Here is a 16,274-nt window from a genome sequence, read left to right as displayed (position 1 = left end):
AATGCGTGCAGGCTCGGGCGCGGTAGATTTTTTCGAGAGGGGGCTTGCCGAGCAGCTGACCCTTTGATATCATTTCGTTCTTCGTTGGCCCGGTAGCTCAGTTGGTAGAGCAGCGGATTGAAAATCCGCGTGTCGATGGTTCGATTCCGTCCCAGGCCACCAGGATTCAGCCCCAGGAAATCGCAAGATTCCTGGGGCTTTTCCTTTTCTGATGGGCATGTGTGGCGGCATGGCTAGCTTGCCGCCGCGGCGGGTGTGCTCGGCGGCATTGGCCGTCGCGTGATAAAATCGCGCCAGTTCAAGGACTTGCATGCGAGGGTGCTGTCGGCGTTCCACTTGCGCGTCACCGCACCAAACGCGTCTTTTCGTATCCTGAAGCAGCGCTTTTTGCGCACTCTGCCGCAACACGGCAAGGCCGCAACAGGTGCCGAACCCTTCGCCCGACGATTAACGGTATAAGCGCCCAGCGACTCTGCATGCGGAAGGCGCGGCCTATACTGCTTTGGGCCGGCAGCAGTGCCGGCACGCGTCGCGCCGCGTTGCTTGCATGGCGCACCTCGCGCAGCGCGACGTGGCACTCATCATTCACGGAGTTTCACGGTGATCCGCAAAGACGCTAAACGTAGCGCTCTGGTGCTGTTTTCCGGCGGCCAGGATTCCGCCACGTGCCTCGCCTGGGCCCTCGAACGTTATGAAACGGTCGAGACGCTGGGCTTCGATTATGGCCAGCGGCACCGAGTCGAACTCGAATGCCGCGAAGGGTTTCGCAACGCGGTGACGCGGACATTTCCGGCTTGGGCCGATCGCCTCGGCGAAGATCACATGATCGATCTGTCGGTGCTCGGCTCGATCAGCGATACCGCGATGACGCGCGAGATCGAGATCCACGCCACGGCGAACGGTTTGCCGAATACGTTCGTGCCGGGCCGCAACCTGATGTTCATGACGATCGCTGCGGCCATCGCGTATCGGCGCGGTTTGCAGGTGCTGGTCGGCGGCATGTGCGAGACGGACTTCTCGGGCTACCCCGATTGCCGCGACGACACGATGAAGGCATTGCAGGTCGCGCTGAACCTCGGCATGGATACGCGCTTCCTGCTCGAAACGCCGCTGATGTGGCTCGATAAGGCCGATACGTGGCGTCTCGCGCATGAGCTGGGCGGTGACGAACTGGTCGAACTGGTGCGCGTCGAAACGCACACCTGCTATGTCGGCGAGCGCGCCGAGTTGCATGCATGGGGTTTCGGCTGCGGCGAATGCCCGGCGTGCCGCTTGCGCAAGCGCGGTTACGAAGCGTATCTGGCCGGTGAGAAGGTGACCGAGCCGGTTTGACGCTCACCGAAGTTTTGCGCTGGCGCACCGTGCGAACGGGCGCCGCGCAGGCAATTATTTTCAGGAACACAAGGCAGAAAGCAGCATGACTTACGCGGTCAAGGAAATCTTCTACACATTGCAGGGCGAGGGCGCGAATGCCGGGCGTCCGGCCGTGTTCTGCCGGTTCGCCGGCTGCAATCTGTGGTCGGGCCGCGAAGAAGATCGTGCGGATGCGGTCTGCCGTTTCTGCGATACGGACTTCGTCGGGACCGATGGTGAGAACGGCGGCAAGTACCGTACGCCTGAAGAGCTGGTGCAGATGATCGCGTCGCAATGGCCGGAGGGCGAGGGCGAACGCTTCGTGGTCTGCACGGGTGGTGAACCTATGTTGCAGATCGATCAGCCGTTCGTCGACGCACTGCATGCCGCCGGCTTCGAAATCGCCATCGAAACCAACGGCTCGTTGCCTGTCCTTGAGACGATCGACTGGATCTGCGTGAGCCCGAAAGCCGACGCCCCGCTCGTCGTCACCAAGGGCAACGAACTGAAGGTTGTGATTCCGCAGGACAACCAGCGTTTGTCCGAGTATGCGAAGCTCGACTTCGAGTATTTCCTCGTCCAGCCGATGGACGGCCCGTCGCGCGACCTCAACACCAAGCTCGCGATCGACTGGTGCAAACGCCATCCGCAATGGCGCCTGTCGATGCAGACCCACAAGTATCTGAACATTCCCTGATTTGCCGTGCTGACGATTACACGAAAACTCGAATTCGACGCGGGCCACCGCATCCCCGATCACCGTAGCCAGTGCCGTAATCTGCACGGCCATCGCTATGTGCTCGAAATCACGCTGCAAGGCGATCTGGTCGATACCGAAGGCGCGCCGGATCGCGGCATGGTGATGGACTTCGCCGACGTGAAGTCGCTCGCGGTCGAGCATCTGGTCGACAAGTGGGACCATGCATTTCTCGTCTACGAAGGCGATACGCAGGTGCGCGGTTTTCTGGAAACCATGGCGGGGCACAAGACGGTCGTACTCGATCGCATCCCCACCGTTGAGAATCTCGCCGCTGTTGCGTTCGATATTCTCGCGAACGTCTACGACGCGCATTACGGCGTGAATCTGCGTTTGCATAAGGTGCGTCTGTTCGAGACGCCGAACTGCTGGGCCGACGTGGTCCGCGATTAAGTTCAGGGCCGCGCGACTCGAGCCTGCGGCCCAACCCCCGCGTTATTGTCACGGTATGATCGCTCCGATAACCACATGGAGCGAGACATGCCGGTCACCGCATTGCGTCGCAGCAGGCATTCAGGCCGTCACGGCTTGGGCGTTGGCCTGTTCGGCTGCGCCATCCTCACCCGTGTTTCAGGCGATGTATCCCATCGCCAGGGAGCGCGGCAATGAGCACCTTCACGAATCCCCTCAAGCAACGTCTGAAAGAAGCCGATACATTGTTCGGCCTGTGGCTTTCGCTCGGTAGCGATTCCGCAGCCGAGGCGCTCGCGCACGCCGGTTTCGACTGGCTGCTGATCGACATGGAGCATGCGCCGAACGATAGCGGCGACGTTACGTCGCAATTGCGCGCGATCGCTGCGGCGCATTTGCCGAGCGAGCCGGTCGTACGCGTGCCTGCCAGCGAGGCGTGGCTCGTCAAGCGCGTGCTCGACGCCGGCGCACGGACGCTGATGTTCCCGAACATTGAAAGCGCGGAAGAGGCGGCACAGGCCGTGCGTTTGACGCAGTATCCGACCGCCGATGCACTCGACGGTCAGCGCGGTGTGGCCGGCGCAGTGCGGGCGGCTGCGTACGGCATGCGGCGCGACTACGTGCAATCCGCCAACGCGCAGATTGCGACGATCGTGCAGATCGAGTCGGCGCGGGGGTTGCAGGAGGTGGAGAAGATTGCGGCGACGCCAGGCGTCGATTGCCTGTTCGTCGGACCGGCCGATCTGGCCGCGAGCCTCGGCCACCTTGGCGATTCGAAGCATGCCGACGTGCAGGCGGCGATGGCGCGCATTGTCAGCGCCGCCGACAAGGCCGGTATCGCCGCAGGAATTTTTGCCATGGATGTCGCGAGCGCAAAGCAGCATCGCGATGCCGGTTTTCGTTTTATCGCCCTGGCCGCCGACGTCATGTGGATGTTGCGCGCGACCCGCCAGGCGTTGCAGGAGGTGAGGACATGAAGGGGATGGTGCAGTGCGTCGTGGTGCGTCTGGCGGTTACAGCGGCGTTGATAGCGAATGTGACGGCGTATGCGCAGGACAACCGCGTCGCGAAGTCGAACGATCCGGAGACGCAAACCGCGGTCGCCGACTACAACGCCGGCAATCTGAGCGCGGCGCTTGCCGAGTTCCGTAAAGCCGCGCAGCGCGGCAGCCGGCTGGCCGAGTTCAACTACGCGATGATGTTGCTCAACGGTGAAGGCACCACGGCCAATGTCGACGAAGGCAAAAAGTGGCTGCGCAAAGCCGCCGACGCCAACATGTCGCACGCGCAGTACGTGTACGGCAAGATGTACGACGACGGTGAGTTCGTCGGGCGTGATCCCGTCGAAGCGCACCGGTGGTTCCTGAAGGCCGCGCAACAGGGACATGTGCAGGCAGAGCTCGCGTTGGCCAACCAGTTTCTCGATGGCCGCGGCACGACTCGCGATAACCAGCAGGCGTTCGTCTGGTACAAGAAGGCCGCGCAAGGTGGCGACATGACCGCGCAGTATGTGACCGGCTCGTTCTACGAACGTGGCGGTGACGGCGTGGACAAGAATCTGAACGTGGCGCGTGCGTACTACGCTGCTGCGGCGGCACAGGGCGATCCGGCGGCGAAACTCAAGTATCAGCAACTGAGCGCGCAATTGCGGGATCAGAAGGAAGTGAAACCGCAGTAGGCGAGACCGCATTAAATGAAAAAGGGGCGCTCCTGACGGTGCGCCCCCTTTCTTTATCGGGCCTGCTGTGGTCTGCTGCGACTTTGCTGCCATCGGCTCCGCAGTCTGGGACCTGCGCCCAGCCCGACTCTAACTCTGCATCAACCGCTTCTGCCGTGCGACGCTCATGATGAGGCCGATCGCGACCCCGAGCGTAGTCAGCGCGGTGCCCCCGTAGCTCATGAACGGCAACGGCACGCCCACCACCGGCAAGATCCCGCTCACCATACCGATGTTGACGAACGCATAGGTGAAGAACGCCATCGTCAGCGATCCGGCCAGTAGCCGCCCAAACAGCGTCGCCCCATTGGCAGCGATATACAAACCGCGCGCGATCAGCAGCATATAAAGCGTGAGCAGCACGATCCCGCCCGCCAGCCCGAACTCCTCGGAGAACACGGCGAAGATGAAGTCAGTGTGCTTCTCGGGGATGAACTCCAGGTGCGCCTGGGTACCCTTCAGCCAACCCTTGCCGAGCGGGCCACCCGAGCCGATTGCAATCACCGCCTGAATCGTGTGGAAACCCTTGCCGAGCGGATCGGAAGTCGGATCCAGCAGCGTACAGATACGGTGCTTCTGATAGTCGTGCATCAGCGGCCACTGCACTTCCGGCTGACAGATCTTGTCCTGGAACGCCGCGATCGAGCCGACCGCGATCACGCCGGCAATCAGCACGGGCACGATCAGCTTGAAACTCAGCCCCGCGAAGTAAATCACGAAGAGGCCGGCCGCGAACACCAGCACGGCGGTGCCCAGGTCAGGCTGCTTGGCGATCAAACCGACCGGCACAATCAGGATCAGGAAGCCGACCAGAAAGTCGTACCAGCGCATCACGCCTTCGCGGCGCTGGTAGTACCAGGCGAGCATCAGCGGTGTGGCGATCTTCAGAATTTCCGATGGCTGGATCACCACGCCGACGTTGATCCAGCGCTTCGCGCCCTTGCGTGTGAGGCCGAACAGCGCCACCGCCACCAGTAACGCGATCCCGAACGTATAGAGCGGGACCGCGAAACGCATCAGCGTGGTGGGTGGCACATTGGCCAGCGCCCACATCAGCACGAACGTCAGCATGATGTTGCGCAGTTGGTCTTCCACGCGGCCGGGCATGTCCAGCGTCGCACTGTATAGCGTGATGATGCCGACGCACAGCAGCAGAAACACGATCAGGGCAAGCGGACGGTCGAAGCCCACAAACATCCGCTTGATGCGGTCGAGCCAGGCGCGCTTGTCGAATTGCATGCCTTTCTCCTTACTCGTCGATGCCGCCGGAAACCGGCTGGCGTGGCGACGTAGGTTGAATGCTGTCATCCCGCGACGGAGCGGCGGCAGTCGGTACCGACTCGCTGCTCGGGCGGGGTTTGCGCGGGACGCCGGATTTACGCGGCGTTGGAATCTTTGCGGTGGTGGATGCAGCGACGGCCGCTGATGCGCTCGTTGCTCCGGATGCGGAAGCAGCAGGCGATGTCGCAGCCGTGGCCGCCGATGCAGCAGCCGAAGCCGAAGCAGCCGCCGCCGCAGAAGCTGCCGCAGCGGCCGAAGCAGCACCCGGCATCGGCAATGCCGTGAAGCCCGCCGCGACCTTGACTGGCTGCGCCGCGTCCTGCGGTGCCGGTGCGCTACCCACTTCGGGCGCGGATGCATCCTCTGTCGCCGAGGCTGCTGCCGCGACAGCCGCCGCTTCAGCACCGGGCTTGTTCTTGCCGACCAGGTAGTAATCGAGCACGCGCCGCGCGATCGGGCCGGCCGCTTCCGCGCCCCAGCCGCCGTTTTCGACGATCAGCGCGAGCGCGATCTTCGGTTGCTCAGCCGGCGCGAACGCGATGAAGAGCGCGTGGTCGCGCAGATGCTCGGCGATCGCATGGCCCTTGTAGTTCGCGCCTTGCAGCGAGTAGACCTGCGCCGTACCGGTCTTGCCGGCGGCCAGATAGGGCGCGCCGATGAACAGCTTCGACGCCGTACCGTTGGTCACGACGCCTTCCATCGCGCGCTTGATGATGTCGATGTCCGATTGCTTCACGGCGATCTTGTCGCTCGGATCGCGCACGACCGGGCGCGTATCTTTGGTGATCGGATTTTCGATGTCGCGCACGAGGTGAGGCTTCATCACGACGCCGTTATTCGCGAGCGTGGCCGTGGCGTGGGCGAGTTGGAGAATGGTGAACGAGTTATAGCCCTGGCCGATGCCCAGACTGATCGTTTCGCCTTCATACCAGCGCTGCTGCTCGGGCTTGCGGTACGCCTTGCGCTTCCAGTCCGTCGACGGCAGGATGCCGCGCGCTTCGCCCGAAATGTCGATGCCGGTGATCTGGCCGAAGCCCCACGGCTTCATGAAGCCGGCGATCGCGTTGACGCCGAGATCGTGCGCGAGCATGTAGAAATACGTGTCGTTCGACACCACGATCGCGCGGTTCATGTCCACCCAGCCCTGGCCCGAGCGCACGTCGTTGCGGAACGTATGGCCGCCGAACGTGTACGAGCCCGGATCCTGGAAGCCCCAGCCCGGCGTGCGCTTATGCAGCGTCAGCGCGGCGAGCGCCATGAACGGCTTGTAGGTGGAGCCCGGCGGATAGGTGCCGTGCAATGGACGGTTCAGGAGCGGATGGTCGGGCGAGTTGTTGAGCTCGTCCCAGGTCTGCTGATCGATGCCATCGACAAACGAATTCGGATCGAAGCTCGGCGCCGACACGAACGCGAGCACGTCGCCGGTTGCCGGTTCGATTGCGACCAGCGCTCCACGGCGGCCCGCGAAGGCTTGCTCGGCGACCTGCTGCAGGCCGATGTCGATCGACAGCTCGAGGTTGTTGCCCGGCGTTGCCTGGGTGCGCGACAGCGTGCGTACAGGCCGGCCACCGGCGGTGACTTCGACTTCCTCAAAACCGGTCTGGCCGTGCAGTTCCGTCTCGTAGCTCTGTTCGACGCCGATCTTGCCGATGTAGTCGGTGCCCTTGTAGTTGTTTGCGTCGAGGCGCGGATCGTAGTGATCCGGATCGCTGTCGTTCTGATCGCTGGCGTCGTCGATGCGGTCCTGATCGCGCTGCGAAATCCGGCCGATATAGCCGATCACGTGTGCCGCAGTGGGGCCGAGCGGATATTGGCGGAACAGGCGCGCGCGCACTTCCACGCCCGGAAAGCGGAAGCGTTGTGCGGTGAAGCGCGCGACTTCGTCGTCGGTGAGGCGGGTGCGGATCGGCAGGCTCTCGAAGTTCTTCGAGTCTTCCTGCAGCTTCTTGAAGCGGCGCCGGTCGCGTGCGTCGATCGAGACCACGGTGGCCAGGTTGTCGATCACGTTTTCGAGCGTGTCGTTCAGCTTCGACGGGGTGATTTCCAGCGTGTAAGCCGAGTAGTTCTTGGCCAGCACCACGCCGTTACGGTCGGTGATGATGCCCCGGTTCGGCACGATCGGCGCGACCGAGATGCGGTTTTCGTCGGCTTGCAGCGAGTACTTGCTGTAGTGCCAGACCTGCAGGACCAGGAAACGGAAACCGATCAGCCCGAAGCAGACGAACACGAACACGCCCGCCGCCGCTACGCGCAGGCGGAACTTCGAGAGCTGTTGCTGAGTGTCCTTGAATTCGGTCATGCGATTCTGCAAAAGGCCGCGTGACGGCCATCATGAGTGTGCGCCCAAACCGGCCGGAACCGGGAGGCATGAACAGCGATGCGCGTCGAGCGGGCCGGGAGCGTGGATTCCATCGGAACGGCCGGCGGGCTCGATGCGTGATTAAATCGGCCGCGTATCGTCCGGATCGGCCGGGCGACGCTGCGGCATCAGCAGCAGCATGCTGGCGACCGGCCACAGCGCGGCTTCGACGAAGCCGTCGATCAGGTAACTCCAGCCCGGAAACGCCGCGCCCGTCAGCAGACGGATCACGAACGGCACCAGTTGCGCGACGACCAGGAGCGGCATCACCGCGAAAGTCTGCACGCCGAGCGACATCCATAGCACCCGGCGGTGGATCGTAATCGCGCCATACGACAACAACGTATACGCCAGCGCGTGCTCACCGAGCAGGCTGGCGTTATGTACGTCCATCAACAAGCCGAGAAAGAACGCGATACCCATGCCGACTTTGCGCGGCTGGTGCACGTTCCAGAACAGCAGTACGAGCGCCACGAAGTCCGGCACGCCGGCGAGGCGCCCCCACGGCATCAGGTTCAGCAGGAACGCAGCGGCGAGGCTGAACGAGATGAAGTAGGGATTGACCGGCTGCAGGATGTATTGCGGACGGTTCATGGCTGGGCCCCCGGCGTGGCTTGCGGCTTCGCGCTCTTGTCAGCGGCCGGTTTCTTTTCGGTGGCGGCTTTCTTCTCCGCGGCCGTGGCTTTGGCCGACGGTTTTTCAGCGGGCTTGGCAGCGGCGGCGGCGGGCTTTTCGGCAGGTTTGGCAGCGGATTTATCCGCTACGGCCTTGTTGTCCGCGGGCTTGCTGCCCTTCTTCGCTTTCGCGTCCTTGGCGGTCGTGGCGGCATCGGGCTCTTCGGCCGGACGCGGCGGCACGTTGTTCAGATAGTGCAGCACCAGCAACTGACGCGCGCCGCGCACGGGCGCAACGGGCAAGCAGATCACGCGCGCGAACGCCGTATCGGCCTGTTTGTCGACCCGCACGACCTTCGCGACCGGCAGCCCCGGCGGATAAACGCCGTCGAGCCCGCTCGTGACGAGTTCGTCGCCGGTTTGCACGTCGGCGCTGATCGGCACGAAGCGCAGGTCGAGCGTGTCGCCCTTCGGTGTGCCGTAGATCACGCTGCGCAAGCCGGTGCGCACGATCTGCACGGGCACCGCCTGATCCTTGTCGGTGAGCAGCGTCACTTCGGCTTGCAGCGGGAACACACGCGTGACCTGACCGATCACGCCGTCTTCGTTGACGACCGGTGAACCGTCCTGGACGCCTTGCTGGGCGCCGCGGCCGATCACGACCTTCTGCGTAAACGGGTCGCGCGTGTCGTACTGGATTTCAGCCGGCAGCGATTGCGTGGTGGAGCGCTGCGAGAGTTGCAGCAGCGCGCGCAAATGCGTGTTTTCGGCAGCCAGTTCGGCGGCCGTATTGGCTTGCTGCGAGAGCTGGAGATCTTTGGTGCGCAGTTTGTCGTTCTCGCTGCGCAAGGTGGCGCTGGTCACGGCCAGGTCGGCCGCGCCCATGAAAACGTCGCGCGGCACGAGGGCTGCGCGTTGCAACGGATAAAGACCCGCGCCGAGCACGCCGCGAACGATTTCGAGCGTCTTGAAGCGTGCATCGGAGATCAGCAGGGCGAGCGCCAGCACGACGAAAAACACCAGCCGTGCGAGGGCGGACGGGCCTTGCTTGAACAGGGGCGGCGGACTGTATTCCATGGTCGGCGCCGGGGGCGTGAGCGGTTGGGTGAGACGGCGGCGCGCGAGGGACGCGCGCTCAGCGCGCGGAGGCTGGCAGGCCCAGCCAACGGCAAACCGGCCCGCAAGGGGCCGTTTGCCAGATCCGCGCTACTGACATGGAGACGGGCTCGCTTACTCGTACGAGAAGATGCTGCCCAGCTTGTCCATGCGTTCGAGCGCCATGCCCGAGCCGCGCACAACACAGGTCAGCGGGTCTTCGGCGACGAGCACCGGCAGGCCGGTTTCTTCGGCGAGCAGGCGGTCCAGATCGCGCAGCAGTGCGCCACCGCCGGTGAGCATCATGCCGCGCTCGGCGATGTCGGCGCCCAGTTCCGGCGGCGTTTGTTCGAGCGCGATCTTCACCGACGAGACGATCTGGTTCAGCGGATCGGTGAGGGCTTCGAGGATTTCGTTGCTGGAGATCGTGAAGCTGCGCGGAATGCCTTCCGACAGATTGCGGCCCTTCACTTCCATTTCCTTGACTTCGGAACCCGGGAACGCGGAGCCGATTTCTTTCTTGATGGCTTCGGCGGTTTGTTCGCCGATCAGCATGCCGTAGTTGCGGCGGATGTAGTTGACGATGGCTTCGTCGAACTTGTCGCCGCCTACGCGGACCGAACCCTTGTACACGATGCCGCCGAGCGAGATCACGCCGACTTCGGTCGTGCCACCACCGATATCGACGACCATCGAGCCGGTCGCTTCCGACACCGGCAGGCCCGCACCGATTGCCGCTGCCATGGGTTCTTCAATGAGGTAAACCTGTGAAGCGCCCGCACCGTGAGCGGCTTCTTTAATCGCGCGACGCTCGACCTGGGTCGAACCGCACGGCACGCAGATGATGATGCGCGGCGACGGCGAGAACATGCGCGATTCGTGAGCAGTTTTGATGAACTGCTTGATCATCTGTTCGGTGACGGTGAAGTCGGCGATCACGCCGTCTTTCATCGGGCGGATCGCCTCGATGTTGCCCGGCACCTTGCCAAGCATCTGCTTGGCTTCCTTGCCGACTGCCTGAATGGTTTTCTTACCGTTGGGACCGCCTTCCTGGCGGATCGAGACCACCGACGGTTCATCAAGAACGATACCCTTGCCACGCATGTAAATGAGCGTGTTGGCAGTGCCGAGGTCAATCGCCAGGTCGTTGGAGAAGTAGCTGCGCAGAAAACCGAACATTCAAAATCCTGTCTCGCTTGGGGCCAGCCCTCGCAACGTATGCGCAGGGCGGCAGCGGAAAAAATAACAGCTTCAACCGGGCGGAAGCGGCGCCACAGGAACTTGAAGCTGCGAGGGAGTCTACCGGAGGCCGGTGCAAGGCCCAGTCAGAAAAATCCGAACTATCTTTGGGAATTGTTCAGAAAGGCCTTGGTAAGTCGGTCCGGGTTTGGGTCGAACGCGTAATGATACCTTATAATTTTGGATGTTTTGAAGGAAACGGACGGCACTTTTTGCCGCCGCTGGCCCCTTTTTCGAGGTCTTCCTCCAGTGTCGTAACCCGCTGTCGCAGCATCGTTTTTCCCGCGCTGCGGCGGTCCACCACATTTTCCGGTGACTGCATGGCTCTGACCCTGACCGATGTTAAACGCATCGCGCACCTCGCGCGGCTCGAACTGGCTGACGCCGAAGCTGAGCACACGCTTGCCCAGCTCAACGATTTCTTCGGCTTAGTCGAGCAAATGCAGGCGGTCGATACCACCGGCATCGCCCCGCTTGCCCATCCGATCGAGCAGATCGAAGACGTCGCGCTGCGTCTGCGTAACGACGCAGTGACCGAAACGGTCGACCGTGAAGCCTTCCAGCGCCCGGCGCCGGCCGTTCAGGACGGCCTGTACCTCGTGCCGAAGGTGATCGAGTAAGTGATCGACCAAGACTCGCGAATCAAGCCCAGGATAAAACGCAATGCATGAAAAAAGCTTGACCGAACTGCGCGCCGCACTGGCAGCCAAGGAATGCTCCGCAGTCGAACTGGCGCAGCTCTATCTGAAGCGGATCGACGCGGCCAACAGCCTGAACGCCTTCATTCAGGTCGACGCCGACCTGACGCTCGCGCAGGCGAAAGCGGCCGACGCGCTGCTTCACACCGGCCACGCCGGCCCGCTGGTCGGCCTGCCGATCGCGCATAAAGACGTGTTCGTCACCAAGGGTTGGCGCTCCACGGCCGGCTCGAAGATGCTGTCGAACTACGAAAGCCCGTTCGACGCCACCGTGGTCGCGCGTCTGCAGAACGCCGGCATGGTGTGCGTGGGCAAAACCAACATGGACGAGTTCGCGATGGGCTCGTCCAACGAGAATTCGTACTTTGGCCCCGTGCAGAATCCGTGGGATCGTCTGGCTGTGCCGGGCGGCTCATCCGGCGGTTCGGCTGCTGCAGTGGCGGCGCGTCTTGCGCCCGCTGCCACCGGCACGGATACCGGCGGCTCGATTCGTCAGCCGGCGTCGTTTTCCGGCATCACCGGCATCAAACCGACGTATGGCCGCGTATCGCGTTACGGGATGATCGCGTTTGCATCGTCGCTGGATCAGGGCGGTCCGTTGGCCCAAACAGCCGCGGATTGCGCCACGCTGCTCAACGCCATGGCCGGTTTCGACGAACGCGATTCGACCAGTCTCACGCGCGAAGATGAAGACTTCACGCGCTACATCGGCAAGACGTGGAAAGAAGACGGCGCGGACAAACCGCTCGCCGGTCTGCGCATCGGCCTGCCCAAAGAGTATTTCGGCGCAGGCCTTGCCGATGACGTGCGCGCTTCGATCGACGCGGCATTGAAGCAATACGAAGCTTTGGGTGCGACGCTGGTGGAAGTCTCGCTGCCGAAAACCGAACTGTCGATCCCGGTGTACTACGTGATCGCGCCGGCGGAAGCCTCGTCGAACCTGTCGCGTTTCGACGGCGTGCGCTTTGGCCATCGCGCCGCGGAATACCGCGATCTGCTCGACATGTACAAGAAGTCGCGTGCCGAAGGCTTCGGTCCGGAAGTGAAGCGCCGCATTCTGGTGGGCGCCTATGTGCTGTCGCACGGCTATTACGACGCGTACTACCTGCAGGCGCAAAAGATCCGCCGCATCATCGCGCAGGACTTCCAGGAAGCGTTCAAGCAGTGCGACGTGATCATGGGCCCGGTGGCGCCCTCGGTGGCGTGGGACCTCGGCGCGAAGGGTGACGATCCGGTGCAGATGTATCTGGCCGACATCTACACGTTGTCGGTGAGCCTCGCCGGTTTGCCGGGCATGAGCGTGCCGTGCGGCTTCGGCGCGGGCGCGAATGCGCAGCGCCCGGTGGGTCTGCAGATCATCGGCAACTATTTCAATGAAGCCCGGATGCTGCAAGTGGCCGACGCGTTCCAGCGCGCGACCGACTGGCACCGCAAAGCGCCGGCAGGAGTGTGAGCACCATGACCAAGCAATGGGAAGTCGTGATCGGTCTGGAGACCCACGCGCAACTGTCGACCCAATCGAAGATTTTCTCGGGCACGGCCACGCAGTTCGGTGCTGCGCCGAACACGCAGGCCAGCCCCGTTGATCTGGCATTGCCGGGCACGCTGCCGGTGATGAACCGCGGCGCCGTGGAGCGTGCGATTCAGTTCGGCCTCGCGATCGGTTCTACGATTGCGCCGCGCAGCATCTTCGCGCGCAAGAATTATTTCTACCCCGATCTGCCGAAGGGCTATCAGATCAGCCAGTACGAAATTCCCGTCGTGCAGGGCGGCCAGGTGACGATTCAAGTCCCGGCTAACGAAAAGGCAGGCAATCCAGCGTACGAGAAGGTCGTCAACCTGACGCGCGCTCACCTCGAAGAAGACGCGGGCAAGTCGTTGCACGAAGACTTCGCGGGCATGACCGGCATCGACCTGAATCGCGCCGGCACGCCGCTGCTCGAAATCGTCACCGAGCCGGAAATGCGCAGCGCGGCCGAAGCGGTCGCGTATGCCAAGACGCTGCATACGCTGGTCACATGGCTCGGCATCTGCGATGGCAACATGCAGGAAGGTTCGTTCCGTTGCGACGCGAACGTGTCGGTGCGGCCGGTCGGTCAGGCGGAATTCGGCACGCGTGCCGAGATCAAGAACCTGAACTCGTTCCGCTTCCTCGAAGAAGCGATCCAGTACGAAGTGCGCCGGCAGATCGAATTGATCGAAGACGGCGGCACGGTGGTGCAGGAAACGCGTCTGTACGATCCGGACAAGCGCGAAACGCGCTCGATGCGCAGCAAGGAAGACGCGCACGATTACCGCTATTTCCCCGATCCTGATCTGATGCCACTGGTGATCGACGCAGCGTGGGTCGAACGCGTGAAGGGTGAAATGCCGGAACTGCCGGTCGCGATTCAACAGCGCTTCGTCACGCAATACGGCCTGACACCGTACGACGCGAACGTGCTGACGTCGAGCAAGGCCATGGCCGCGTACTACGAAGCGGTCGTCCTCAAAGTCGGTCCGTCGAACGCGAAGGTTGCGGCAAACTGGCTGATGGGCGAGGTGTCGTCGCAACTGAATCGCGAAGGCCTGGACGTCGCTGACAGCCCGGTTTCGTCCGCGCAACTCGCGTTGTTGCTGCAACGTATCGCCGACGGCACGATCTCGAACAAGATCGCCAAGGAAATTTTCCTCGCAATCTGGGAAGAGAAAGCCACGGACGAAGCCGCTGCCGATCGCATCATCGAAGCGAAGGGTTTGAAGCAGATTTCGGATACCGGCGCGCTGGAAGCGATCATCGACGAAGTGCTCGCCGCGAACCCGAAGTCGGTTGAGGAATTCCGCGCCGGCAAGGAAAAGGCGTTCAACGCGCTGATCGGTCAGGCGATGAAAGCGACCAAGGGCAAGGCCAATCCGGCGCAGGTGAACGAACTGCTGAAGAAGAAGCTGTCCTGAGTTGAAGCAATGTGACCGGTGCGAGTGCGCCGGTCATCGCGGGCTGTTGCCGGAAACGAAAGTGGGGCAACGGCCCGTTTCATTTTGCGGGCAATGTTTTAACGCAGATCACGGAGTGTGAATGGCGAAGCAACCCGAACTCGACGATTTCCGCGTGCCGTATGTCGATGACGGCAAGAAGAGCAGCAAATTCTCACTCGACGCTTTCGACCCGGCTGCGAAGCCTTTTTCGAGCGGTTCGAAAGATGCCGACCGGGCGCGCTTGTCGGAGATCGGCGCGATCCTCGACACGCAGCAGGAGTGCCTGCACGCGCAGCAGAAACGCCGGGTGTTGCTGGTGTTGCAAGGCATGGACACGAGCGGCAAGGACGGCACGATCCGCGCGGTGTTTCATGAGGTCGACCCGCTTGGTTTGCGCATCGTGCCGTTCAAGGCACCCACGCCTGTGGAGTTGGCGCACGATTTTCTCTGGCGCGTGCACGCGCAGGCGCCTGCTGCCGGCGAGTTGACCATCTTCAACCGTAGCCACTACGAAGATTTGCTGGTGCCGACCGTGCTCGGCAATCTGGATGCCGAAGCATTCGAGCAGCGGTGTGGCCACATTCGCCAGTTCGAGAAACTGCTGGCCGACAGCGGTACTGCCATCGTCAAGTGCATGCTGCATATTTCGAAAGACGAGCAGCGTGAGCGTCTGCAGGCTCGCATCGACGATCCGAACAAACACTGGAAATTCGACGTCGCCGATCTCGAAGCCCGCAAGCAATGGGACCAATATCAGGCGGCATACCGCGATATGCTGGCCGTGACGTCGACCGAATACGCGCCGTGGTACGTGGTGCCCGCCGACTCGAAAACCCATCGCAATGTGATGGTCGCCGAATTGTTGCTGCGCACGTTCGAAGCGTTAAAGCTCGAATATCCGCCGGCCAAAGAATCGCTGAAGGGCATCAAGGTCGAATGACCCTGCGCCTTCCGCCATGTGCTCCAGAAACGAATTGAACATAAGGGAAACGACATGTTGCGTGTGATTACCGCTAACCTGAACGGCATCCGCTCAGCGGCAAAGAAGGGTTTTTTCGACTGGTTCGGCGAACAGAAAGCCGACGTGGTGTGCGTGCAGGAAATCAAATGCTCACAGGACGATCTGACGCCGGAGTTTATGTCGCCGCACGGCTTCACCGGCTATTTCCAGCATGCCGTGAAGAAGGGTTATAGCGGCGCGGGTGTGTACACGCGCCATGAACCGGATGAAGTGGTGATCGGCTTCGGCAGCGAAGAATTCGATCCGGAAGGGCGCTATGTCGAATTGCGCTTCGGCAAACTCTCGGTGATTTCGGTGTATGTGCCGTCGGGATCGAGTGGTGAAGATCGCCAGCAGGCCAAGTTCCGCTTCATGGACGAGTTCATGCCGCATCTCGCGGAACTGGCCAAGGAGCGCGAAGTAATCGTGTGCGGCGACGTGAACATCGTCCACAAAGAGATCGACATCAAGAACTGGAAGAGCAACCAGAAGAACTCAGGCTGCCTTCCGGAAGAGCGTGAGTGGCTCACCAAGCTGTTTGACGAAGTGGGGTACGTCGACGTATTTCGCACGCTCGATCAGCGGCCCGAGCAATACACGTGGTGGAGCAATCGCGGTCAGGCGTACGCGAAGAACGTAGGGTGGCGGATCGATTATCAGATCGCGACGCAGGGCATCGCCAGCAAGGCGAAACGCACCGACGTGTTCCGCGATATCAAGTTCAGCGACCATGCGCCGCTGACGGTCGATTACGATCACAAAGTCAAGAAGTAAGCACGGCTAGCCCGAGCCGCA

15 protein-coding genes and 1 tRNA gene are annotated in these 16,274 nt (G+C 62.3%); 11 read left to right on the top strand and 5 right to left on the bottom strand.

What is annotated here, in order from left to right:
• Positions 1-86: 86 nt before the first annotated feature.
• The 6 genes from KHO33_RS33430 (at position 87) to KHO33_RS33405 (ending at position 4,199) form a co-directional block, all read left to right on the top strand.
• Positions 87-162 (top strand) — tRNA-Phe (locus KHO33_RS33430).
• 438 nt (positions 163-600) lie between these two features.
• A complete protein-coding gene (gene queC / locus KHO33_RS33425; protein WP_054037110.1) occupies positions 601-1,332 on the top strand; it encodes a 7-cyano-7-deazaguanine synthase QueC in 732 nt (243 codons plus the stop codon).
• Between the two features lie 85 nt (positions 1,333-1,417).
• A complete protein-coding gene (gene queE, locus KHO33_RS33420; protein ID WP_093634630.1) occupies positions 1,418-2,050 on the top strand; it encodes a 7-carboxy-7-deazaguanine synthase in 633 nt (210 codons plus the stop codon).
• Positions 2,051-2,059: 9 nt separating this feature from the next.
• Positions 2,060-2,503 carry a 6-carboxytetrahydropterin synthase QueD gene (gene queD / locus KHO33_RS33415; protein WP_093634683.1) on the top strand — a complete coding sequence of 148 codons (444 nt, stop codon included), beginning with the start codon at positions 2,060-2,062 and terminating at the stop codon, positions 2,501-2,503.
• A gap of 212 nt (positions 2,504-2,715) precedes the next feature.
• Positions 2,716-3,498, top strand: coding sequence for an HpcH/HpaI aldolase family protein (locus tag KHO33_RS33410; RefSeq protein ID WP_200567015.1), 783 nt, complete (start codon positions 2,716-2,718; stop codon positions 3,496-3,498).
• Positions 3,495-4,199, top strand: a complete 705-nt coding sequence (locus KHO33_RS33405; RefSeq protein ID WP_200567014.1) for a tetratricopeptide repeat protein — start codon at positions 3,495-3,497, stop codon at positions 4,197-4,199. The genes KHO33_RS33410 and KHO33_RS33405 overlap by 4 nt, the downstream gene beginning before the upstream one ends.
• 129 nt (positions 4,200-4,328) lie before the next feature.
• On the opposite strand, the gene rodA is transcribed toward KHO33_RS33405, so the two are convergent.
• The 5 genes from rodA to KHO33_RS33380 all read right to left on the bottom strand — a co-directional run bounded on the left by rodA (position 4,329) and on the right by KHO33_RS33380 (position 10,766).
• Positions 4,329-5,477: a rod shape-determining protein RodA gene (gene rodA / locus KHO33_RS33400; protein ID WP_054037121.1), complete on the bottom strand. Its 1,149-nt coding sequence runs from the start codon at positions 5,475-5,477 to the stop codon at positions 4,329-4,331.
• 10 nt (positions 5,478-5,487) lie between these two features.
• The gene (gene mrdA, locus KHO33_RS33395; RefSeq protein ID WP_054037123.1) at positions 5,488-7,818 is read right to left on the bottom strand and encodes a penicillin-binding protein 2; all 2,331 of its coding nucleotides are present in this window, start codon (positions 7,816-7,818) and stop codon (positions 5,488-5,490) included.
• A 141-nt stretch (positions 7,819-7,959) separates the two neighbouring features.
• Positions 7,960-8,472, bottom strand: coding sequence for a rod shape-determining protein MreD (gene mreD / locus KHO33_RS33390; protein WP_054037125.1), 513 nt, complete (start codon positions 8,470-8,472; stop codon positions 7,960-7,962).
• Positions 8,469-9,569, bottom strand: coding sequence for a rod shape-determining protein MreC (gene mreC, locus KHO33_RS33385; RefSeq protein ID WP_054037126.1), 1,101 nt, complete (start codon positions 9,567-9,569; stop codon positions 8,469-8,471). Before mreC ends, mreD begins: the two co-directional genes overlap by 4 nt.
• Before the next feature lie 153 nt (positions 9,570-9,722).
• Entirely contained in the window at positions 9,723-10,766 is a 1,044-nt protein-coding gene (locus tag KHO33_RS33380; RefSeq protein WP_004189550.1) for a rod shape-determining protein, read from the bottom strand.
• 380 nt (positions 10,767-11,146) lie between these two features.
• On the opposite strand from KHO33_RS33380, the gene gatC reads away from it, so the two are divergent.
• The 5 genes from gatC (at position 11,147) to KHO33_RS33355 (ending at position 16,253) form a co-directional block, all read left to right on the top strand.
• Positions 11,147-11,446 (top strand): Asp-tRNA(Asn)/Glu-tRNA(Gln) amidotransferase subunit GatC, encoded by a 300-nt coding sequence (gene gatC / locus KHO33_RS33375; RefSeq protein WP_097390900.1) that lies wholly within the window; start codon positions 11,147-11,149, stop codon positions 11,444-11,446.
• 43 nt (positions 11,447-11,489) lie between these two features.
• Positions 11,490-12,977 (top strand): Asp-tRNA(Asn)/Glu-tRNA(Gln) amidotransferase subunit GatA, encoded by a 1,488-nt coding sequence (gene gatA / locus KHO33_RS33370; RefSeq protein WP_054037128.1) that lies wholly within the window; start codon positions 11,490-11,492, stop codon positions 12,975-12,977.
• A 5-nt stretch (positions 12,978-12,982) separates the two neighbouring features.
• Positions 12,983-14,458 carry an Asp-tRNA(Asn)/Glu-tRNA(Gln) amidotransferase subunit GatB gene (gene gatB / locus KHO33_RS33365; RefSeq protein WP_200567013.1) on the top strand — a complete coding sequence of 492 codons (1,476 nt, stop codon included), beginning with the start codon at positions 12,983-12,985 and terminating at the stop codon, positions 14,456-14,458.
• Positions 14,459-14,579: 121 nt separating this feature from the next.
• A complete protein-coding gene (locus KHO33_RS33360) occupies positions 14,580-15,419 on the top strand; it encodes a PPK2 family polyphosphate kinase (RefSeq protein ID WP_200567012.1) in 840 nt (279 codons plus the stop codon).
• Between the two features lie 54 nt (positions 15,420-15,473).
• The gene (locus tag KHO33_RS33355) at positions 15,474-16,253 is read left to right on the top strand and encodes an exodeoxyribonuclease III (RefSeq protein WP_200567011.1); all 780 of its coding nucleotides are present in this window, start codon (positions 15,474-15,476) and stop codon (positions 16,251-16,253) included.
• Positions 16,254-16,274: the final 21 nt, after the last annotated feature.

The organism is Paraburkholderia nemoris (assembly GCF_905221015.1).
Taxonomy (GTDB): Bacteria; Pseudomonadota; Gammaproteobacteria; order Burkholderiales; family Burkholderiaceae; genus Paraburkholderia; species Paraburkholderia nemoris.
The sequence above is the reverse complement of the archived record's forward strand: the minus strand, read 5'-3'. Positions and strand labels throughout refer to the sequence as shown.